Consider the following 22,412-nt stretch of genomic DNA (forward strand, 5'->3'; position numbering starts at 1 on the left):
GAGCGTAAAGGCAGATCAGACCAGCCGGTACATCCAGCCATGAGTGTCCTCGCGTGTGCCGTACTGGATTCCCGTCAGGCGCTCGTATACCTGCCGCGACACCTGACTCCCGGCAATCGTGACCTCGAAGTCCTCACCTGCCAGCCGACCGATCGGCACTACTACCGCAGCCGTTCCGCAGGCAAAGACCTCCGACACCTGCCCGTCACGGATGTCCTCCAGCAGCCCGGCCAGGGTGATGGTCTCCTCGACTACGGGGCGCCCCTCCTCCCGAAGCAGCGTCATGATAGCCGATCGGGTCGAGCCTTCAAGGATGGTGCCGGTAAGTCGCGGAGTACGTACTGTGCCGTCAGCATTGACGACCATGATGTTCATGCCCCCCAGCTCCTCGACGCTGCTCCGGGTCACGTCGTCAAGGAAGCAGACCTGGTCGCAGCCCTGGGAGTAGGCCTCCTGCTGGGGCAGCAGCGAGGACGCGTAGTTCCCTCCCGTCTTGGCCGCCCCGGTTCCACCCCGTCCCGCCCGGTGGTACCCCGTCGTGACCCAGATGCTGAGCGGTTCCAGCCCGTGCGGGAAGTAGCTGCCCGCCGGAGAAGCGATGACGTAGTAGTCCACCACCTCGGAGGCCCGTACTCCCAGGAAGGGCTCGGAGGCAAAAGCAAAGGGGCGCAGGTACAAGGACTCCCCAGCGCCCTCAGGGACCCAGAGGTGCTCCACGCGGACCAGGTCCACCAAGGAGGCGATGAAGTCCTCCTCGGGTAGCTCAGGAAGGGCCATGCGGCGTGCCGAGGCGTTCATGCGTACCGCGTTGTACCGGGGCCGAAACGTCCACACCGTCCCGTCGGCATGGCGGTAAGCCTTGATACCTTCAAAAACCTCCTGGGCATAGTGCAAGACCGCCGCCGCCGGGGAGAGGGTCACAGGAGCGTAGGGGATGACCGCGTGGTCCTGCCACCCAGCCGCACGAGTCCACCGGGCGTGCACCATGTGGTCCGTAAAGGCCGAGCCGAAGTGCAGGTCCTGAAGCGCCTGCGCCCGCTCGGCAGCCGAGGCAGGACTGGCACTACGATTCAGCACGAAACGACCCGCCAGGGAGTCAGCATCTGGCACCGGGGCGGCCGCAGCATGCTCCAGAGGCGTGGACGGACGGTCGTAGGCGGAGCCAGCAGTCTCGGTCATGAGATACACTCTACCGCCGCGAGCCTCCGCGTAGCAGCGCTTCTCGGATTCTGGCGCCGTCGGCCTACCTCATCATCAGCGGCCACCGGCCGCGGCCCTGATCCCTACCAGGTCCAAGGGCAGTTCTCACTGCGCTGTGCATAGAGCAATTCTTTGTGCCCCGACTTCTTGTACTCACTCCGGCCTAGCGACCTACCGCCTCAGCGATAGCGTCACCAATATCGCTGGTGGAGCGGCTCACAGTGCCGACACGCGTCCTCATATCCTGCTCGACAGCAGCCTCCACCCGTTGCGCCGCCTTCTGGTGACCGAGGTGGTCCAGCATGAGTGCTACAGCCAAGACTGTAGCAGTGGGATCCGCGATCCCCTGTCCTGCAATGTCCGGAGCAGACCCGTGCACCGGCTCAAACATTGACGGGAAGTCGCCTGTCGGGTTGATGTTGCCCGATGCCGCCAGCCCGATGCCGCCAGTAACCGCACCTGCCTCGTCGGTGAGGATGTCCCCGAACAGGTTGTCGGTGACGATGACGTCAAAACGTCCCGGGTCGGTGACCATGTAAATTGTGGCAGCGTCCACGTGAGCATAGTCAACCTGGACCTCAGGATAGTCCACAGAGACCGCCTCTACGGTGCGACGCCACAGGTCGCCAGCATAGACGAGGACGTTGTGCTTGTGGACCAGGGTCAGATGCCGCGCAGGCCGGACCGCGGCCTTGGCGAAGGCGTACCGCACCACACGCTCCACCCCGAAGGCCGTGTTGACACTCACCTCTGTCGCAATCTCCTGAGGGGTTTCCGCACGGACTGTCCCACCATTACCGCAGTACAGTCCTTCTGTTCCCTCCCTGACCACGACAAAGTCGATCTCACCAGGATCAGCCAGCGGTGTCGGAACACCCGGGTAGTACCGGGACGGACGCAGGTTGACGTAGTGGTCCAAGGCAAATCGCAGGCGCAGCAGCAGCCCGCGCTCCAGAATCCCCGAAGGCACAGACGGGTCCCCCACAGAACCAAGGAGGATCGCGTCATGCTGCTTGATGGACTCCAGGTCGTCGTCCGTGAGCGTCTCACCGGTACGGTGCCAGCGCTCGGCGCCTAGGTCGTAGTACGAGGTCACCAGGTCCACACCTGTACCTTTGAGGACGGCGTCCAGAACCTTCATGCCCTCAGGGACGACCTCCTTGCCGATGCCGTCACCAGGAATAACTGCCAGGCTGATCGTCGTCATGTCGGAAGCCTACGCTGCGGGAACGGCAGGTGGGCAGCGGTCTCAGATGGTGGGTTGAAGGGTAGCGGGGTCACGTTCAGCAGTCCTCAGTGCTGCATCTCGGGGACGCCGCTGCACGTATCGGGACGGTAGGAGCACCGGGACACCGCCTCGCCTCTGTCCAGCACCGGCCTTGTTCTGGCAGAACCAGACCAGAAGCGAGGCGGCCGTGACCGGTCTCAGCGCGCGACAGAACCCTCTGTGTAGTCCTTGTCCACGTCCGCCCGCCAGGCGAACATGGAACGCACCTCGCGTCCTGTCGCCTCAATGGGATGCGACTCGCCAGCAGCCCGCAGCTTCTTGAACTCCGGGGCACCCGCGGCCTGGTCATCCATGAAACGCTTGGCAAAGGTCCCGTCCTGGATATCGGAGAGAACCTCCTTCATGTGCTCCTTCACGTCTGGGGTGATGACCCGCGGCCCCGAAATGTAGTCACCATACTCCGCCGTGTCGGAGCAGGACCAGCGCTGCTTGGAGATGCCACCCTCGACAATAAGATCCACAATGAGCTTCAGCTCGTGGCAGACCTCAAAGTAGGCCATCTCAGGCTGGTAGCCAGCCTCCGTGAGGGTCTCGAAGCCGTACTGGATCAGCTGGGAGACGCCTCCGCACAGAACTGCCTGCTCACCAAAGAGGTCCGTCTCGGTCTCCTCACGGAACGTCGTCCTGATCGCACCCGCCCGGGTCCCACCCACAGCCTTGGCATAGGACAGCACCAGGTCCCAGGCCGAGCCGGAGGAGTCCTGCTCCACACAGACCAGGACCGGCACGCCGCGACCAGCCTCGAACTCACGACGTACCGTGTGCCCTGGCCCCTTGGGAGCGACCATGACGACGTCGATGTCATCCGACGGCTTGATGTAGCCGAAGTGGATATTGAAGCCGTGGGAGAACAGAAGAGCCGAGCCGGGCCTGATGTGAGGCTCGATCTCAGTGGAGTACAGCGTGGCCTGCACCTGGTCCGGCGCCAGGACGACAACGACGTCAGCCCACGCTGTTGCCTCTGCCACAGTCTTGACAGGAAGCCCCGCCTCCTGGGCCTTGGCCACAGAGGACGACCCTTCTCTCAGCCCCACAGCCACCTCGACCCCGGAGTCGCGCAGGTTCAGGGCGTGGGCGTGCCCCTGGGAACCGTAGCCGATAACGGCGACCTTCTTGGACTGGATGACGGAGAGGTCGGCATCATCCTCGTAGAACTTCTCAGCTGCCATGGTTGATTCTCACTTCTCCTTGAGCTGGTCGGTGATGGAACGCGGACCACGCGTAATGGCTACGGTACCGGACTGGACAATCTCCTTGACACCATACGGCTCCAGCGCCGTCAGCAGCGCCCTGACCTTGGACTCTGAGCCGACAGTCTCAATAACGACCGACGACGGGGCCACGTCAACGACGTGCGCTCGGAACAGGTCAACGACCTGCAGGACCGCCGTCCGGTTGGAGTCGTCAGCTCGCACCTTAACCAGGTAGAGCTCACGCGCTACCGACGTATCGGGCTCAAGCTCGACGATCTTGAGGACATTCACAAGCTTGTTCAACTGCTTGATGACCTGCTCCATGGCAAGTCCTTCGGTGTCAGCGATCACCGTAATGCGCGACACGTCCTCGTGCTCAGTAGGTCCGACAGCCAGGGAGTGAATGTTGAAGCCGCGGCGCGTGAACAGGGCTGAGACACGCGTGAGGACGCCGGGCTTGTTCTCCACTAGGACGGACAGCGTGTGCTTCTGGCTCACGTACCTCACTCCTCTTCCCACTGGGGGCTCATGCCCCGAGCGTGCTGGATCTCGTCGTTGGACACACCAGCAGCCACCATCGGCCATACCTGGGCATCTGCTGACACGATGAAGTCAATGACAACCGGTCTGTCGTTGATGGAGTTGGCCTGTGCGATAACGTCGTCAACGTCTTCCAGCCGATCACAGCGCAGCCCCACCGCACCATATGCCTCAGCCAGCCTGACGAAGTCAGGAACACGCACCGTGTCCGCACCAGTGTGAAGGTCGGTGCTGGAGTAGCGCTCACCATAGAACAGGGTCTGCCACTGCCGGACCATACCTAGTGAGGAGTTGTTGATGACCGCGACCTTGATCGGGATGTCGTTGAGGGTGCAGGTAGCCAACTCCTGGTTCGTCATCTGGAAGCAGCCGTCGCCGTCAATCAGCCACACAGGACGGTCCGGGCAGGCCCGCTTGGCCCCCATAGCAGCAGGAACGCCGTAGCCCATCGTCCCGGCTCCTGCCGAGGTCAGCCACGTGTGCTGCCGATTGAAGCGCAGGTAGTGAGCGGCCCACATCTGGTGCTGGCCGACACCCGTGACCCAGATCGTGTCCTCGGCTGCGGCTCCGACCAGGTGGTTGATCACCTCCTGAGGCTGGAGAAGACCGTCATCGGTATCCGTCCAGTCAGTGGGATAGGTGGCGACGATACGCTCCACCTCAGTACGCCACGGACCTATGTCAACACGACCCTCCCTGCCAAACAGATCCCGGACCTCCGCGGTCAGGGCCGGTACGACGTCAGTCAGGTCACCGACGATAGGGACATCCGCTGCTCGTATCTTCGATATCTCCGCAGGATCGATATCCACATGGACGACCGCAGCGCGAGGGGCGAAGCTGGCAGGTCTACCCGTGACCCTGTCGTCGAAGCGCGCCCCCAGAGAGACGATAAGATCAGCACGCTGCAGGGAGCCCACAGCCGCTACCGTCCCGTGCATCCCGGGCATCCTGAGGTTGAGCGGGTGGTCCGAGGGCATCACGTCCAGCGCCGTGAGCGTGGTTACAAAAGGCGCGCCGATGAGGTCGATGAGCTCAGTCAGCTGCTCAGCGGGCACGCCAGCTCGGTTGAGGCCCCCGCCCAGGTAGAGAACAGGGCGCTCCGAGTGCGCCACAGCCTCGGCAGCCTGGATAACACGCCTCTGGTTCGGCCTGCCGGGGAGATGGTAGCCGGGAAGGTCAGTCTCAGGAGGCCAGGAGAACTCCGTCATCCCCTCCTGCGCGTCCTTAGCGACATCGACAAGAACAGGTCCGGGACGTCCTGTTGCAGCCAGGTGGAAGGCCTCAGCGACACGAGGCACGACGTCCTCTGGCCGCGTGACAAGGAAGGAGTGCTTGACAAAGGGCATGGTGGCACCGACGATGTCGGCCTCCTGGAATGCGTCAGTGCCGATGTTACGACTGCCGACCTGCCCGGTAATAGCGACTAGCGGCACGGAGTCCATGTGCGCGTCCCCGATTGCCGTGACCAGGTTGGTCGCACCCGGCCCAGAGGTGACGACACATACACCCGGCTTTCCGGTCACCATGGCGTATCCCTCTGCCGCGTGGCCAGCGCCCTGCTCGTGGCGCACAAGAACGTGCCGGATCCGGTCACTGGTGAGCAGAGGGTCGTAGAAAGGCAGAATAGCACCGCCCGGCATGCCGAAGATGTCGGTGACACCCAGCTCCTCGAGAGCCCTGACAAGCGCCTGAGCACCTGTCATCATCTGTCGGCCCTTCTCCAGTGGAACCTTGTGGCGTGTCATCGCTCGCACTCCTGTTCCTCGTGATTCACCGCGTCGACGAGACGTCAGAGGGACAGAGACTAGATCACGCCGAGACTGAAGGCCATATCCACCTCCGCTTAGTCTCACTATATGGGACCACGCCTCATGCGACGCCGACGATCAGCCTCCTGGCGGAGGCATGCCCCCCGTGGTGGAGGGTCGCCAGCCCCTGCCCACGCCGCTCTAGACAGCCCTTCCGAGGCAGTATCGGAGAAGTCGGCAACGGAGAAACAGGGACAAGGGAAATACGAGACACCTCCGCCCTGGACCCGCCCACCTCCGTGCGGGCCCCACCTAGGACGGTCCCGCCCCTGACCGCACAAGCCACCGCCGTAGCCGACACGGCGGGTCAGGGCAGCAGGGTAGGCCCCACCTTCACACCTCGCATCTCGGACCACTGCATCACGGCCCTTGGTCCGAGAGCCAGGACAAGTTCGGTGCCACAATAACCCACGTCCGATGCAAACGACCGCTGCGCCCCGTGCGCCCACGACCTGAGAGGCGGCTCTCCACTGTGGTTACAGACGTCCTGACACACCTGGCCGAGGCCCCGGTGCTGGTCCTGTTCCTGCTCATCGGCGTAGGCATGCTCGTCGGCCACCTGAAGGTGCGAGGAGTCAGCCTTGGAGCCGCAGCCGTCCTCTTCTGCGGTATCGCCCTGGCGGCGTGTGGTACCGCAGTGAACGTGGAGATGAATATCCCTATCGAGTTGAGCACACTCGGCCTCACAATCTTTACGTTCGCCATCGGGGTCCAGTCAGGCCCTAACTTTTTTCATGTGCTACGCACGGCGGCAGGCCCCCTTGCGCTGCTGCTGGTCATACTAACGGCAAGCGCAGCAGCAGGCGTAGCAGTCGGCCGAGCACTCGGGATGGACTCCGCTCTGATAGCCGGAACCTTTGCTGGCGCGCTCACCAACACTCCAGCGCTTGCCGCCGCAGGCAACGCGGCGACGGCGGCAGGCAACCCGGACGGGACCGCTGTCGCTACGATTGGTTATGCCGTCTCATACCTTTACGGGGTTATCGGCATGCTGTTCTTCTGCCTCCTCGCCCTGCGCTATCGACGCAGCGACCGAGACGCCCCCTCCCCTCTCATCAACCGCACCATCCGAGTGGAACGCGAGGATGGCCCGGTCGTCGCCGACATCGGAGAGCGAATCTCCGGAGAGCTCAAGTTCTCCCGCCTGCGCCGCGGGGAGACAGGCCCCATCATGAGACCAGTTAACAGCGATCGTCTGTTCAAGGACGACCTGGTCACAGTCGTCGGCACCCAGGACGCGGTCAACCAGGCCATCAAGGCTGTTGGGCATGGCTCGTCTCACTCGCTTATCGAGGACCGACGCTACCTGGACTTCCGGCGCATTACCGTGTCTGACCCCAAGCTTGCCGGGCGCACAATCGCCGACCTGGACATCGACCACCGTTTCGAGGCGACAATCTCGCGTGTCCGCCGAGGCGACGTGGACATGGTCGGAACGCCCGACCTCGTTCTCCAGCAAGGTGACAGGGTCCGCGTGGTCGGCCCTACCGGAAGGATGAAAGAGATCTCCCAATACTTTGGCGACTCTTCTCGCGGGTTATCAGCCATCAATCCGGTTGCCCTGGGCATCGGGATGGCGCTGGGTATATTCATAGGTGAACTTCAGATTCCCATGGGTGGAGGCGCTACCTTTTCCATAGGCTCGGCAGCAGGAACCCTCCTCGTGGGCCTAGTCTTTGGCCGCATTGGTCGCATAGGCAGCTTTGTCACTGCAATTCCTTTTACCACGACCGCAGTTCTGTCCGAAATCGGCCTGCTCATCTTCCTCGCGCGGGCGGGCGTCACAGCGGGAGGACAAATTGCGGAAGCGTTCTCAGGCGGCGACTGGTGGAGGATCCTGGTAACAGGGTTTATCATGACCACGATAGCGGGAGGCGGCCTGTACACCTCAATGCGCTGGCTCGTCAGGATGGGCGGCACGCGTCTGTCCGGACTGTTAGGAGGAGCGCAGACTCAGCCTGCTGTGCTCGCCTTCGCGAACGAGCGCACTGGTGCTGACCCACGCGTCGCGCTGGGTTATGCCATGGTCTACCCCGTCGCCATGATTCTCAAGATCTTTATTGCGCAACTACTCGGAGGAATGTAACTGGGCGGGCCGGTCTGTGCGGAGGCGCACAGACCGGCCCGTTCGTCCTCGTCTGCCGTGAGACAGACTGCATGCTCTTCCCCTAGGTTTTATGCCACCGGAACTCACAACGGGTGACGCGCCACGCATACCCAAAGAAGATGAGTGGTGGTGTGTGTGGACTGGGACGACGGTGTCCTACGAGGTGTGGCGGTGGCACATGCTGCTGGGGTCGTGGATCTGAGGGGGACCCGCAGGGGGGCGCGTGCGGGGGCGTGTCGCCGCCGAGGGGGGGGTGCTCCGGCTCGCGGTCCGTGTGGTGGCACGGGCGGGCCGCCCCCCCCCTTCCTTGCCCCTTTTTTTTTGCGGGGCGGAGGGGTGCGTGCCTCGTGGGGGCCAGCTCCTGGACGACAACGAGGAGAGAGGGGAGGCAGCGGGTGGGGTGGGGGCCTCGTGCGGGTGGTTCTCCCGCCCGCGGCGGTGGCCGCACAGGGGCCTGCACGTGACTACCCGCGGGGGCGGCCTGGCCGGCCCCTGGTGCCAGGCCCGACCGCGTGCTCCTGGCCCCTTGCGGCTCACGGCCGCGCCCTCGTCAACCGCGTCACCGACAGGGGCGGCCGGGCCGGGGGTGGCCGGGGGTGGTGTCGGCGCCCCCGCGCCTCCGCCCCCTTTTTTTCTTTTGCTCCCCCACCCCGCCCCCCCGGGGGGGCGGGGTGGGGGTGGTGTGTGCTCGGTGGTGTCCTGCTCTCCCGTCCCCTGGCGGGGACAGTACCATCGGCGCTGGCAGGCTTAGCTTCCGGGTTCGGGATGGGACCGGGCGTGGCCCTGCCGCTGTGACCACCGAGACGTGGCCGGGGACCCGCGCACAAAGGTGGCGGTGGTGGTGGGGTGGTCGTGGACCGTACAGCGGGCGCGGCCGGCAGCCGTGGCAGGGCTGGCGGCGGGTGCGTGCTTGTGTCGGCCTGTTAGTACCGGTCGGCTCGCAACAGGTTGCCCTGCTTCCACCTCCGGCCTATCCACCCAGTGGTCTGCTGGGGGCCTTCCCACCCCCTAGGAGGGGTGGCGGAGACCTCGTCTTGAGGCTGGTTTCCCGCTTAGATGCCTTCAGCGGTTACCCGTCCCGAACGTGGCCAACCAGCCGTGCCCCTGGCGGGACAACTGGCACACCAGAGGTTCGTCCGTCCCGGTCCTCTCGTACTAGGGACAGGCCCTCTCAGGTCTCCTGCGCGCGCAGAGGATAGGGACCGAACTGTCTCACGACGTTCTAAACCCAGCTCGCGTACCGCTTTAATGGGCGAACAGCCCAACCCTTGGGACCTGCTCCAGCCCCAGGATGCGACGAGCCGACATCGAGGTGCCAAACCATGCCGTCGATATGGACTCTTGGGCAGGATCAGCCTGTTATCCCCGGGGTACCTTTTATCCGTTGAGCGACGACCCACCCGCACGGGATCGCCGGATCACTAGCTCCTACTTTCGTACCTGCCCGACCCGTCGGTCTCGCAGTCAGGCCCCTTGTGCGCTTGCACTCGACACCTGGTTGCCGACCAGGCTGAGGGGACCCTTGAGCGCCTCCGTTACTCTTTAGGAGGCAACCGCCCCAGTTAAACTACCCACCAGGCACTGTCCCTGGCCCGGGTCACGGACCGAGGTTCAGGCGCACGCCACGGCCAGGGTGGTATCCCAACAGCGACTCGCCACCGCGCTGGCGCGCGGGGTCACGGTCTCCCACCTATCCTGCACAGGCCGGGGCGGGCGCCAATACCAAGCTGCAGTAAAGGTCCCGGGGTCTTTCCGTCCTTCTGCGCGAAACGAGCATCTTTACTCGTAGTGCAATTTCGCCGAGCTCATGGTCGAGACAGCGGAGAAGTCGTTACGCCATTCGTGCAGGTCGGAACTTACCCGACAAGGAATTTCGCTACCTTAGGATGGTTATAGTTACCACCGCCGTTTACTGGGGCTTGGACTCGCCCTTCACCCCCAAAAAAGAGGGGGCTGAGGGCTCCTCTTGACCTTCCAGCACCGGGCAGGCGTCAGTCCGTATACCTCGCCTTGCGGCTTCGCACGGACCTGTGTTTTTAGTAAACAGTCGCTTCTCCCTGGTCTCTGCGGCCCTCACCCCTAGCCCGCGACGGGGCCTCAGGGCCCGGGCCCCCTTCTCCCGAGGTTACGGGGGCACTTTGCCGAGTTCCTTGACCATGAATCACTCGTGCGCCTAGGCATGCTCTGCCCGACCACCTGTGTCGGTATAGGGTACGGGCGGCCGGCACCATCGCGTCGAGGCTTTTCTCGGCACCCCAGGATCACCCTGCTTCCCCGCCCGCAGGCAGGGTCACCATCACGCCTCACCCCCGCCCCCCACCCACCACGGGCAGGAGGACCGCCCCCCGGATTTGCCTGGGGACAGGCTGCGCGCTTGGACGGGCCAAGCCATCAGGCCCGCGGAGGCTACCACTGTGCGTCACCCCTGTTAACACGCTTGCCTACCAGCACGGAGGGTCCCCGCCCCCCGGGCGCCCCCACGGCCACAGGCCGCCGGGACACCACCAGGAGGGCAGGTCAGCACCCGCGCGTCAGCACGGTCGGTACCAGGCCGGTACGGGAGTATCAACCCGTCGTCCATCGACTACGCCTGTCGGCCTCGCCTTAGGCCCCGACTCACCCAGGGCGGACTAGCCTGGCCCTGGAACCCTTGGTCATTCGGCGCTAGGGCTTCCCACCCTAGTATCGCTACTCATGCCTGCATCCTCGCTCCCGCACCGTCCACCCCTGGGTCACCCCGAGGCTTCACCCCGTGCGGGACGCTCCCCTACCACCCGCCGCCCCTGACCACCCGCCCACCAGGACAGGACAGTAGGGACCACGCGACGGGCCCGCGGCTTCGGCGGCGCGCTTGAGCCCCGCTACATTGTCGGCGCACGACCACTTGACCAGTGAGCTGTTACGCACTCCTTCGAGGATGGCTGCTTCTAAGCCAACCTCCTGGTTGTCTGCGCGGCCGCACATCCTTTCCCACTTAGCGCGCGCTTAGGGGCCTTAGCCGGCGGTCTGGGCTGTTTCCCTCTCGACCACGGAGCTTATCCCCCGCGGTCTCACTGCCGCGCTCCACCCCGACGGCATTCGGAGTTTGGCTGACCTCAGTAACCCTGTGGGGCCCATCAGCCACCCAGTAGCTCTACCTCCGCCGGGAACCACGCGACGCTGCACCAAAATGCATTTCGGGGAGAACCAGCTATCACGGAGTCTGATTGGCCTTTCACCCCTACCCACAGCTCATCCCCCCGGTTTTCAACCCAGGTGGGTGCGGTCCTCCACGCGCTCTTACACGCGCCTCAACCTGGCCATGGGTAGATCACCCCGCTTCGGGTCCACGACGCGCCACTCAACCGCCCCTGACAGGACTCGCTCTCGCTACGGCTGCCCCCCACGGGTTAACCTCGCGACGCGCCACTGACTCGCAGGCTCATTCTTCAAAAGGCACGCCACCACCCCCCACCCCGCGGGCAGGAGGCTCTGACGGCTTGCAGGCGCCCGGTTTCAGGTACTGTTTCACTCCCCTCCCGGGGTACTTTTCACCATTCCCTCACGGTACTGGTCCGCTATCGGTCACCAGGAGGTATTCAGGCAGCCAAGCGGTCTTGGCAGACTCGCACAGGACTCCACGGACCCCGTGCTACCACGGGAACCCGGCCCACGCGCGCCCGGCCGGCTTAGCCTACGGGGTCTCACCCTCTACGCCTCCCTTCCCAGAGGACTCGGCTACCAGCACGAGCACAACGCGGCCCTCCGGCAGAAGAGCCACGGCCAGGCCCACAACCCCGCACGCGCAGCCCCTGCCGGGTCAACGCACGCGCACGGTTTGGCCCTCCTCCGCTTTCGCTCGCCACTACTCACGGAATATCCTCTCCTGCGGGTACTGAGATGTTTCACTTCCCCGCGTCACCCCCACGCACAGGCACACGCCCACGCACGGGTGGCACGACACAGCTCGTGCCAGGTCACCCCATTCGGAGACCCCCGGATCACAGCCCGCCAGCCGGCTCCCGAGGATTATCGCAGGCCACCACGTCCTTCATCGGCCCCTGGTGCCAAGGCATCCACCGAGCGCCCACACAAACAAGCACACACAACACACCACACAACACGCACGCCGCAGGCACACGCCCACGCGCGCGCCCACGACGGCTGCACCACGACAGGCCACCACACCCCCACCACCACCACGGCAGCAGGACGGCACGGCAGCCCGACGCTCGCGCCCGCTATACAGTTCACAACCACCCCGCCCACGCCCCGGCCACCACGCGCACGCACGCGCACCAGCCAGGACCAGGCCACCAGGACGCACAGGCCCCAGAACCCGACAGCGTGCCCCGCCACCGCCCCCCGGACCAGCCCCCGACCACGAGGAGCCACCCAGGACACGACCCGGCGAACCAGCACCACCCACCACCCCCAGGCAGCAGGCACGGCACCAGCAGTCCCCCACGCCCCACCACGACCAGGCACCCACCAGCCCCCGGGCCACCACGACCCAGGACCACGGGCACGACAGGCACCCCGCCACAGCAGTCTCCCTAGAAAGGAGGTGATCCAGCCGCACCTTCCGGTACGGCTACCTTGTTACGACTTCGTCCCAATCACCAGCCCCGCCTTCGACCGCTCCCCGTAGGGCCACGGGCTTCGGGCGTCACCGGCTTTCATGACGTGACGGGCGGTGTGTACAAGGCCCGAGAACGTATTCACCGCAGCAGTGCTGATCTGCGATTACTAGCGACTCCGGCTTCACGGTGTCGAGTTGCAGACACCGATCCGAACTGAGACCGGCTTTAAGGGATTCGCTCCGCCTCGCGGCACCGCAGCCCTCTGTACCGGCCATTGTAGCATGCGTGAAGCCCAGGACATAAGGGGCATGATGATTTGACGTCGTCCCCACCCTCCTCCGAGTTGACCCCGGCAGTCTCCCGAGAGTCCCCACCACCACGTGCTGGCAACACGGGACAGGGGTTGCGCTCGTTGCGGGACTTAACCCAACATCTCACGACACGAGCTGACGACAACCATGCACCACCTGTGAGGGCACCCCCCACCCCCCGCAAACACGAGAGGACAGGAGAAGACCACGTCTCCGCGGCCCGCGCCCACATGTCAAGCCCTGGTAAGGTTCTTCGCGTTGCATCGAATTAATCCGCATGCTCCGCCGCTTGTGCGGGCCCCCGTCAATTCCTTTGAGTTTTAGCCTTGCGGCCGTACTCCCCAGGCGGGGCACTTAATGCGTTAGCTGCGGCGCGGGAGCCCCGGAAAAGGCCCCCACACCTAGTGCCCAACGTTTACGGCGCGGACTACCAGGGTATCTAATCCTGTTCGCTCCCCACGCTTTCGCTCCTCAGCGTCAGTAACGGCCCAGAGACCCGCCTTCGCCACCGGTGTTCCTCCTGATATCTGCGCATTCCACCGCTACACCAGGAGTTCCGGCCTCCCCTACCGCACTCAAGCCGGCCCGTACCCACCGCACTCCCCGGTTGAGCCGGGACATTTCACGGCAGGCGCGACCAGCCGCCTACAAGCCCTTTACGCCCAGTAACTCCGGACAACGCTAGCGCCCTACGTATTACCGCGGCTGCTGGCACGTAGTTAGCCGGCGCTTCTTACCCAGCTACCGTCAGCCCCGCCACCACGGGCAGGACCTTCTCCGCTGGCGAAAGAGGTTCACGACCCGAAGGCCTCCGTCCCTCACGCGGCGTCGCTGCATCAGGCTTCCGCCCATTGTGCAATATCCCCCACTGCTGCCTCCCGCAGGAGTCTGGGCCGTGTCTCAGTCCCAGTGTGGCCGCCCACCCTCTCAGGCCGGCTACCCGTCACCGCCTTGGTAGGCCATCACCCCACCAACAAGCTGATAGGCCGCGAGCCCATCCCCCACCAGACCCACCCAAGGCAGGCCCTATCCCGCACCAGCCATGCGACCAGCACGAGCACACCCCGTATTAGCCCCACTTTCATGAGGTTATCCAGGAGAGGAGGGCAGGTTGCTCACGTGTTACTCACCCGTTCGCCACTCATCCACCCAGCCCACCACAACAGCGGACCAGGCATCACCGTACGACTTGCATGTGTTAGGCACGCCGCCAGCGTTCGTCCTGAGCCAGGATCAAACTCTCCAAAAAAAACAAGAACCACACGACGACCGCCCACAAACCAGCAGGCAGCCCCGCACAAAAAAACCAGACAGAACCACCCCACCACACGCACACCCGACCAGCCGCACGCACACACGCACGACCACAACCAGGCACACCCACAGCAGGACAGCCCCACCCAGACAGGCATAAAAGAACAAGACACACTATCGAGATCTCAAACCACACACCCACAACCAGCCACACCACCACAACAACAGCAGCAGCACAACCAGCAAGAGCAACCCGAATATAGTAGTTGGGCCAGATCATGTATGTCAACGGGGTATGCGGTGATCCATGCCCCGTATTTGTTGCACCTTCGGTTCCCCGGCTCAAGGCAACTGCTTACGGCACAGGAGCCGTGCGACGCACAAACCGACACGACCCGAGCACCACCCCAGGACCGCACGCTGCGGACGCGGGTACAAGCTAGCCAAGAGGCACAAGAGGCAGTAGACGGCACCCTAGAAGCGTGCCCCGACCGCAGTCCCGTACTCGGCCGGGACACGGCGACATAGCGTGGCGGCCCCTCCGGGGAACCTCAGACCTACAGCCAGCAGTCCCGCGCACAACCGTGCCCGGGACCACCGGCGGGTCAGGGCCGTGCGGAACCGCGCAGGCGGGAGACGCTGTAAGCCCGTTTGGATGCGGGCCCTACGCTCGCAGGTCTTGCAGTGCCCAGAACGTTGCCGCCACGGCACAGTGGCGCCTGCGTCGGCACAATGGCGCTACTTCTCCTCAGCAAACCGCCGTACAGCACTGGCAACAGCCTCAGCCACATGCGTGTCAAACGCCCCGGGTATAATGTATACAGGACTGATCTCGTCGGCGTCGACAACAGAGGCGATACCTGTCGCGGCAGCACGAAGCAGGCTTGTAGTGATTTCCGTAATTCCCGTGTCAAGCAGTCCGCGGAACAGGCCCGGGAACGCCAGGACATTGTTAATTTGATTAGGGAAGTCTGAACGTCCGGTCGCCACGACGGCCGCGTAGTTGGCGGCACCTATGGGATCAACCTCCGGAGTGGGGTTAGCCATTGCGAACACAATAGCGTCATCAGCCATGACAGAAAGGTCCTCAGGGTCAAGAAGGTTTCCCGATGACACCCCGATGAACACGTCAGCGCCAACCAGGCCCTCCTTGAGAGTTCCTGTGACCCGACGCGGATTCGTGTTCTCCGCCAGCCACCTGCGATGCTGGTTCATTCCGTCGGTGTCATGCGCCGACAACGCCCCGGTACGGCCGTACCCCACAATATCTGTGGCCCCATGAGCCATGAGCAGCTTGGCGATAGCGCTTCCCGCCGCACCGACGCCCGACAGGACGATGCGTACGTCCTCGATCCTCTTACCCACAACCTTCAGCGCGTTGATCAGCGCTGCTAGGGTCACGATCGCTGTCCCGTGCTGATCGTCGTGGAACACCGGGATATCAAGCTCCTCCCGCAGGCGCTCCTCAATGTCGAAGCACTTGGGGGCCGCAATGTCCTCCAGGTTGATACCGCCGTAGGCGGGCGCAATGGCCTTGACGATGGAGATGATCTCCTCCGGGTCCTTGGTGTCCAGCGCGACCGGCCACGCGTCAACGTTTCCAAACTGCTTGAACAGGACAGCCTTGCCCTCCATGACTGGCATGGCAGCGGACGGACCAATATCACCCATTCCAAGAACAGCCGTGCCGTCCGTCACCACCGCAACGGTATTTTTTTTGATCGTGAGCTTCTGAGCACGTTCGGGGTGGTCGTAGATAGCTTTGCAAACCCGAGCGACCCCTGGAGTGTACACACGCGCAAGGTCGCGGCGGTTATGGATCGGGTAAGTTCCCACTACTTCGATCTTGCCGCCGACGTGAGCCAGGAAGGTCGAGTCTCCGACAGTCTCGACGACGACACCGTCAAGCTCCTCAAGCCTGGCAACCAGGTCACCACGGTGTCTGGAGTCCCGGGTGTCCGCAGTCAGGTCGACGGTCAAGGTGTCGGTACCCGCCTCTGCGACATCCACACCAGTCACGACGGCTCCGGTGGCAGTGGCGGTGTCCACCAGTCGAGCCACTGCCTTCTGGGAAGCAGGAACCTTGAGGTGCAGGGCGACGGTGTAACTAGGGCTAGGCTGAGCCATGTATATTCCTCCGGCAGAGATCCATGCGATCAGGGTCGGCTCAGACCCTATCCCCAAGTCCCCTCATCCCGACAGCCGGGCGACGGCAGCAGACCCAGATAGTGAGACGCCCGCGCTGACTCCGGCTACCCACCACAACCGGTCTGTCACGAAACGGGCGTTCCAGCCGCTGCTACGCCACGGAGGGCAACCCCCTGGCTGCTCGGGCTACCCGGTAGTTCTCCTGCCCGTCCGCCTCGGCACCGGGTACCTGAGACAGACGGGTACCTGAGACAGAGAAGCACCGGGTAAGCGGCCCTTCAGCCCTGAGCGCGCTCCATGACCAGCTCACGGACCCGCTTCGCGTCTGCCTGTCCTCTCGTGGCTTTCATCACCGCACCAACGATCGCACCTGCCGCCTGGACCTTTCCACCTCGTATCTTCTCCACGACATCGGGGTGCGCCTCCAACGCAGCGTTGACGGCCTCCAGTAGAGCAGAATCGTCGGAGACAACCTCTAGCCCCCGGGCCGTCGCTACCGTCTCAGGGTCTCCTTCCCCGGCAAGAACGCCCTCTAGGACCTGTCGCGCCAACTTGTCGGTCAGGCGTCCGGAGTCAACCAGCTTCTGCAGCTGGGCGACCTGTCCCGGCGTCACCGGCAGCTCTTCCAAGGAAGTATCTGTCTCCTTGGCGACGCGAGACAGCTCTCCCATCCACCACTTACGTGCGGCCTGCCCGCTTGTCCCACTGTGGACAGTAGCCTCGATCAGGTCCACTGCCCCGGCATTGACCACGTCACGCATCTCCGTGTCGCTGAGTGCCCACTCCTGTCGAAGCCGACGCCGCCGCAGCGCTGGCATCTCCGGCAGGCTGGCACGGATCTCCTCCACCCACTCACGAGAGGGCACCACCGGCACAAGATCCGGCTCAGGGAAGTAGCGGTAGTCGTCCGCGTCCGACTTGACTCGTCCCGCTCGTGTCGTGCCGTCCGCCTGGCCGTGCCGGGTCTCCTGGACCACGTTGCCTCCAGCCGCAAGGACGGCCGCCTGCCTCCGGATCTCATAGCGGACGCACTGCTCAATCCCGCGGAAGGTGTTGACGTTCTTGGTCTCCGTACGTACACCCAGGGGGGCGTCAGGTGACTCTCGCAAGGAGACGTTGACGTCTGCCCTCACGTTTCCCAGCTCCATCCGGGCTTCGGAGACACCTAGTGCCCGGAAGACGTCGCGCAGCGTGCGCACGTAGGCGGCTGCGACCTCTGGCGCCCGCTCACCGGCACCTTCGATGGGGCGGGTGACGATCTCGACCAGCGGCACCCCTGCGCGGTTGTAGTCCACCAGGGAGTACCTGGCACCCTCGATCCGGCCGTCCGCGCCACCGACATGGGTGCTCTTTCCCGCGTCCTCCTCCATGTGCGCCCGCTCGACGGGGACAGTAAAAAGAGTCCCGTCCGGAAGCTCGACCTCCACCGCCCCGTCATAGGCGATCGGCTCATCCGACTGAGAGGTCTGGAAGTTCTTCGACAGATCCGGGTAGAAGTAGTTCTTCCTGGCGAACCGAGACGACCTGGCTATCTGGCACCCCAGGGCCAGCCCGATACGGATCGCGTACTCCACCCCCCGGGCGTTGACCTGGGGCAGCGCGCCGGGAAGCCCTACCGAGGTAGGGGTCACCATTGTGTTCGGCTGGGCACCAAAAACGTTGGGTGCAGCGTCAAACATCTTGGTCTCAGTACCGAGCTCGACATGCACCTCCAGCCCCAGCACCGGGTCGTAACGGCGCACAGCCTCGTCAAAGTCCATCAGCGGGTCGCTCATCAGTCCACCTCAATGCGTCGTGGGTCTTGGTTTGTCCGTCGTGACAGCCCTACCGTCCCTGCTGCCCCTGTCACTGCCCGGCCGCCTCAGCCAAGTCAGGAGCACAGGACAGCAACGACCCGCCCCGCTGCTCGTCAAGCACAGCCTCCAGGACCGCCCCTGCACGGTAGAGACGGTCGTCAGCCCGCTGAGGCGCCAGGAACTGAAAGCCCACAGGCAGTCCGTCACTGCTGAGCCCCGAGGGCAGGCTCATGGCGGGCACTCCGGCCAAGTTGGCTGGAATCGTCGTCACGTCCAGCTTGTACATAGCCAGCGGGTCGTCCTTCTCTCCGAACTTGTAGGCGGTCACCGGCGCGGTGGGCGAGGCCAGGACGTCATAGTCCTCCCAGGCGGAGGCAAAGTCCCGCTGGACGAGTGTGCGCACCTTCTGGGCGCTTCCGTAGTAGGCGTCGTAGTAGCCAGCGGACAGCACGTGCGTCCCCAGGACCACCCGACGCTTGACCTCGTCACCGAAACCTGCTCCTCGAGTCGCTGCCATCACCGTCTCAGCCGTTACCGGCCCCTCTGAGGGCTCAACACGTAGGCCGTACCGCATTCCGTCATAGCGGGCCAGGTTCGACGACGCCTCCGCAGGCATGATCAGGTAGTAGGCGTCAAGCGCGTACTCCAGGTGCGGCAGGGAGACGGCGGAGACCTCCGCACCAGCGTCCTGGAGCAGGTCCAGGGCCGCGTGGAAGGACTCCACGACACCCGGGTGGTACCCCTCGCCCCCATCCAGCTCGGTGATCACCCCCACCCTCAGGCCGGTCAGGTCCCGGCGCTCCTGCGCTGCGCGGACGACCGCGGTCATACCCCGCGGGGCGTCAGGCAACGAGGTGGAGTCCAACGGGTCGTAGGCACCGATGACGTCGTGCAGCAAGGCTGCATCCAGGACGGTACGGGCCATCGGACCCGGCGTGTCCAGGGAGGAGGCCATAGCGATGACCCCGTAGCGGGACACGGTCCCGTAGGTGGGCTTGACACCGACCGTGCCCGTCACTGCTGCAGGCTGGCGGATGGAGCCACCCGTATCGGTCCCAACTGCCAGCGGGGCCTCGAAAGCAGCAACAGCGGCGGCTGAGCCCCCGGAGGAGCCCCCGGGACACGGCCGAGGTCCCAGGGGTTGGCGGTCCGGCCGAAGGCCGAGTGCTCAGTGGAGCCGCCCATGGCGAACTCGTCCAGGTTCGTCTTGCCCAGTACCGGCATCTGACACTCCCGGACGCGCCGTACCAGGGTGGCGTCATAGGGGGGGACCCAGCCCCGGAGGATTTTCGAGGCAGCGGTAGTGGCCTGACCCCGGGTACAGACAAGGTCCTTGACGGCCACGGGGACACCCGCCAGCTCAGCAGCGGCCCCGCCCTCGCGACGAGCAGCATCGGCAGCGTCAGCCTCCGCAAGCGCCTTGTCTGCGTTGACGTCAAGGAAAGCCCCGAGAAGGTGGTCAACGGCGTCAACCCTGTCCAGGTGCGCCTGGGTCAGCTCCCGGGAGGACACCTCGCCGGAGGCCAAGGCGGCCGCCTGGGTGGCAGCACTAGATCGGAGCAGGGAGGTCATGTCACTCATTCAGGCTGTCTCCTCACCCAGGATCCGAGGAACAAGAAACAGAGAGTCCTCAGCCGTCGGCGCCCCCGCGAGCAGTTCCGCGGCGTCCAGGACGGCCCCGGGGGAGTCCTGCCGCAAGACGTTGGTCAGCGGAACAGGGTGGGAGGTGGCAGGCAGGTCAGCGGTCACCACGCTTGCGACGCGGGCGAAGGAGGATGCGACCGCGTCCAGCTCGTCAGCCAGGCGGTCTACCTCCTCCTCAGTCAGGGCCACACGCGCCAGCTCGGCAACGCGAGCGACCTCATCCTTCGATATAGCAGACATGGGCGTGAGTCTAACGGTGAGGACAGTGGTGGCGCGGCACCTGGCACGGGCACGACGACGAGACGGCGCGGCGGGTGAGGACACCTCGACGGAAACCGAGGAGACAGCCCAGGAGAGACGATTCATACGTAACGTCGCGCACCATACCTCTGCAGCAGACCATAGGTCATGTACCATCTCACAGCACATCACCGGCTCCAGCTGGTTGACATATCAGCCTGGGACGACTGTGATAGTAGAGGATCTTGCTTCAGCACGTTCTGTAGGGACGCACCGGCTACCTACCCGCAGGCACAGGCCGACGCCACACACTCGTGAGCAGCGCCTGCGCTCCGAGGACATAAGGATTCCATGAGCAGCGACACGTTCCCCATCAGCTCCAGGGGCAACGAGGCAGGTGCCTCGGCCGACAAGCTGGCGGTACTGAGCACGCCCTACGGCGAGTCTGCTGGCGTACGCCGCCGCTCCGTGCTGGGTGCGGGAGCGTCTGGCGGACCAGGACCTGCACCAAGGGCATCAGCGGGATCGGAGACGACACGGGCGATACAGTCGGCTCTGCCAGCCAGCATTCCTCCCCGCAACCAGGATGAGCCAAGCGGATACGCCCCCGGGTCGGTCCTTCTCCCGCTGGCAGCCGAGACCTCCGACGCCGTCAGCATGTCAGCAACGACGCCCTCGGAGCCCCTGCAGGCTCCGGCCGACACCTCTCCCGCGCACGGGACTGAGGCGGAAAAGGGCACCGGGGCCGTGGCGACCGTGACGGAGTCGAGTGCTGCTGCCGCAGGATCGGTCCCTGCGCCGGGCGTGGAGGAGGCCCGGGAGGACCCGGTTCCCGCCGCGCTGCCGGACTCCCGCACCTGGGAGGAGTCAGCCTACGCCCCAGCCCCTCGTCGGCGTCGGCTGCCCATGTGGACAGCCGCAGCCTCCTTCCTGCTCCTGCTAGGAGTCGGCACTGCTGCCTACGCCTACGCATCCCACTATGAGGACCACGTCGTACCCGGCACCGTGGTGGCGGGCACCGACCTGTCAGGAAAGACCCGGGAGGAGGTCGTCACCGCTGTCGAGGACCTCGCCGCCAAGGCGACAGTCACGGTCTCAGGCGACGTCGAGGTGACTGCCTCCCTGGAGGACCTCGGGGTCTCCGTGGACGCCGAGGCCACCGCTGACGCGGCCATGGCGCGCGGAGACGCCCTGGTCGACCGGTTTCGAGCGCTTGTCAACGACCAGGAGATCGAGGTGGTGACCACCTCCGATGACCAGGCGCTTGCTGACTACGCAACTTCCCTGATCCCCGAGGATCAGGTCAAGGCGGTCAACGCTACTGTCCTGCTCGAGGAGGACGGGGCGACCTTTACGATCACTCCGTCGTCAGCCGGGACCTCGCTGGACTCCGCCAGCCTGGGCCAGGCAGCCAGAGAGGCAGCGGCGTCGCTGACCCCGACCAGTGTCAGCGTCTCCTTCGACTCCTCCGCTCCTGAGGTCTCAGACTCCCAGGCCCAGGAGGCCGCCGACAAGGCCAACGAGTGGGTCGGCCAGGACATCACCGTCGCCACCGCTGACGGTACCTCCGTGTACACCGCCAGTGCCGTTGAGAAGGCCTCTTGGATCACCGTCACCAACTCCGCGGACGCCGCACCGACCATTGAGGTGGACGCCGCCCAGGTCACCAGCTGGGTGGAGGCGCAGGCTGCCGACGCGGGCTCTGAGCCCGTCAACGGGGAGAGGAACGTCAACTCCGACGGGGAGGTCGTCTCCACACCCGTCGAGGCCGTCGACGGCGAGGACGTGAACAACGCAGCAGAGGTCTCCGACGAGATCGTCCAGGCTCTCGACGACAACCAGGCGTACTCCGGGGCCTTTGAGATGACTGTCGTCGAGGCGACGTGGAGCGAGCGGACCATTGCCGACGGCGCGGAGAAGCTCATCTACCAGGCTGAGCCCGGTGAGAAGTGGATTGACGTGGACCTGGCCAGCCGCACCGTCACCTCCTACGAGGGTGCCACCGTGGTCCGCGGTCCTGTCACGATCGTCGACGGCGCGGAGGAGACCCCCACAGTGACTGGTACCTACCAGATCTACCTGCAGTACGACTCCCAGACGATGGAGGGAGACAACATCGACGGAAGCAGGTACCGCACCGAAGACGTTCCGTGGGTCTCCTACTTCCACGGCGGCTACGCCTTCCACGGAGCCCCTTGGCGCAGTGACTTCGGCTACTCGGCTTCCCACGGCTGCGTCAACATGCCTGTCGAGGAGGCCAAGTGGATCTACGACTGGGTCGACATCGGCACGACCGTGGTCTCCCACTACTGATCCGG

The 22,412-nt window shown here is 64.7% G+C and carries 11 protein-coding genes, 3 rRNA genes and 1 pseudogene; 2 read left to right on the forward strand and 13 right to left on the reverse strand.

The window, feature by feature from the left end:
- Nucleotides 1-15: 15 nt before the first annotated feature.
- The 5 genes from D5R93_RS09030 to D5R93_RS09050 all read right to left on the reverse strand — a co-directional run bounded on the left by D5R93_RS09030 (nt 16) and on the right by D5R93_RS09050 (nt 5,969).
- Entirely contained in the window at nt 16-1,179 is a 1,164-nt protein-coding gene (locus D5R93_RS09030) for a branched-chain amino acid aminotransferase (RefSeq protein ID WP_119836166.1), read from the reverse strand.
- A 184-nt stretch (nt 1,180-1,363) separates the two neighbouring features.
- Nucleotides 1,364-2,407: a 3-isopropylmalate dehydrogenase gene (locus D5R93_RS09035; RefSeq protein WP_120204821.1), complete on the reverse strand. Its 1,044-nt coding sequence runs from the start codon at nt 2,405-2,407 to the stop codon at nt 1,364-1,366.
- A gap of 218 nt (nt 2,408-2,625) precedes the next feature.
- A complete protein-coding gene (ilvC, locus tag D5R93_RS09040) occupies nt 2,626-3,657 on the reverse strand; it encodes a ketol-acid reductoisomerase (RefSeq protein ID WP_119836168.1) in 1,032 nt (343 codons plus the stop codon).
- Nucleotides 3,658-3,666: 9 nt separating this feature from the next.
- On the reverse strand, nt 3,667-4,179 hold the full coding sequence (ilvN, locus tag D5R93_RS09045; RefSeq protein WP_119836169.1) for an acetolactate synthase small subunit: 513 nt from the start codon (nt 4,177-4,179) through the stop codon (nt 3,667-3,669).
- A 5-nt stretch (nt 4,180-4,184) separates the two neighbouring features.
- Nucleotides 4,185-5,969: an acetolactate synthase large subunit gene (locus D5R93_RS09050; RefSeq protein WP_120204824.1), complete on the reverse strand. Its 1,785-nt coding sequence runs from the start codon at nt 5,967-5,969 to the stop codon at nt 4,185-4,187.
- 535 nt (nt 5,970-6,504) lie between these two features.
- On the opposite strand from D5R93_RS09050, the gene D5R93_RS09055 reads away from it, so the two are divergent.
- Nucleotides 6,505-8,118: an aspartate:alanine exchanger family transporter gene (locus D5R93_RS09055; protein ID WP_119836171.1), complete on the forward strand. Its 1,614-nt coding sequence runs from the start codon at nt 6,505-6,507 to the stop codon at nt 8,116-8,118.
- A gap of 707 nt (nt 8,119-8,825) precedes the next feature.
- Here the strand turns inward: D5R93_RS09055 and rrf are convergent.
- The 8 genes and pseudogenes from rrf to gatC form a co-directional block, all read right to left on the reverse strand.
- Nucleotides 8,826-8,942, reverse strand: a 5S ribosomal RNA gene (gene rrf / locus D5R93_RS09060).
- Nucleotides 8,943-9,043: 101 nt separating this feature from the next.
- Nucleotides 9,044-12,221 (reverse strand): 23S ribosomal RNA (locus D5R93_RS09065).
- A gap of 147 nt (nt 12,222-12,368) precedes the next feature.
- Nucleotides 12,369-12,656, reverse strand: coding sequence for a hypothetical protein (locus D5R93_RS13325; protein WP_162933896.1), 288 nt, complete (start codon nt 12,654-12,656; stop codon nt 12,369-12,371).
- A 22-nt stretch (nt 12,657-12,678) separates the two neighbouring features.
- Nucleotides 12,679-14,261: ribosomal RNA gene (locus tag D5R93_RS09070) — 16S ribosomal RNA — on the reverse strand.
- The 16S, 23S and 5S rRNA genes sit together here, the layout of an rRNA operon.
- A gap of 743 nt (nt 14,262-15,004) precedes the next feature.
- Nucleotides 15,005-16,393, reverse strand: a complete 1,389-nt coding sequence (locus tag D5R93_RS09075) for an NAD(P)-dependent malic enzyme (RefSeq protein WP_120204827.1) — start codon at nt 16,391-16,393, stop codon at nt 15,005-15,007.
- Between the two features lie 299 nt (nt 16,394-16,692).
- Nucleotides 16,693-18,189 (reverse strand): Asp-tRNA(Asn)/Glu-tRNA(Gln) amidotransferase subunit GatB, encoded by a 1,497-nt coding sequence (gene gatB / locus D5R93_RS09080; RefSeq protein WP_119836449.1) that lies wholly within the window; start codon nt 18,187-18,189, stop codon nt 16,693-16,695.
- A gap of 70 nt (nt 18,190-18,259) precedes the next feature.
- Nucleotides 18,260-19,782, reverse strand: a pseudogene (gatA, locus tag D5R93_RS09085) (Asp-tRNA(Asn)/Glu-tRNA(Gln) amidotransferase subunit GatA).
- Between the two features lie 9 nt (nt 19,783-19,791).
- The gene (gatC, locus tag D5R93_RS09090) at nt 19,792-20,094 is read right to left on the reverse strand and encodes an Asp-tRNA(Asn)/Glu-tRNA(Gln) amidotransferase subunit GatC (RefSeq protein ID WP_119836664.1); all 303 of its coding nucleotides are present in this window, start codon (nt 20,092-20,094) and stop codon (nt 19,792-19,794) included.
- A gap of 351 nt (nt 20,095-20,445) precedes the next feature.
- On the opposite strand from gatC, the gene D5R93_RS09095 reads away from it, so the two are divergent.
- A complete protein-coding gene (locus tag D5R93_RS09095; RefSeq protein ID WP_120204829.1) occupies nt 20,446-22,407 on the forward strand; it encodes a L,D-transpeptidase family protein in 1,962 nt (653 codons plus the stop codon).
- Nucleotides 22,408-22,412 lie beyond the last annotated feature (5 nt).

This window comes from Actinomyces lilanjuaniae, from assembly GCF_003606385.1.
GTDB lineage: Bacteria > Actinomycetota > Actinomycetes > Actinomycetales > Actinomycetaceae > Actinomyces > Actinomyces lilanjuaniae.

Bases quoted from the DNA above. Each gene is read 5' to 3' on its own strand.
- D5R93_RS09030 (WP_119836166.1), bottom strand. From the start codon at position 1,179: ATGACCGAGACTGCTGGCTCCGCCTACGACCGTCCGTCCACGCCTCTG.
- D5R93_RS09035 (WP_120204821.1), bottom strand. From the start codon at position 2,407: ATGACGACGATCAGCCTGGCAGTTATTCCTGGTGACGGCATCGGCAAG.
- ilvC (WP_119836168.1), bottom strand. From the start codon at position 3,657: ATGGCAGCTGAGAAGTTCTACGAGGATGATGCCGACCTCTCCGTCATC.
- D5R93_RS09050 (WP_120204824.1), bottom strand. From the start codon at position 5,969: ATGACACGCCACAAGGTTCCACTGGAGAAGGGCCGACAGATGATGACA.
- D5R93_RS09075 (WP_120204827.1), bottom strand. From the start codon at position 16,393: ATGGCTCAGCCTAGCCCTAGTTACACCGTCGCCCTGCACCTCAAGGTT.
- gatB (WP_119836449.1), bottom strand. From the start codon at position 18,189: ATGAGCGACCCGCTGATGGACTTTGACGAGGCTGTGCGCCGTTACGAC.
- gatC (WP_119836664.1), bottom strand. From the start codon at position 20,094: ATGTCTGCTATATCGAAGGATGAGGTCGCTCGCGTTGCCGAGCTGGCG.
- D5R93_RS09095 (WP_120204829.1), top strand. From the start codon at position 20,446: ATGAGCAGCGACACGTTCCCCATCAGCTCCAGGGGCAACGAGGCAGGT.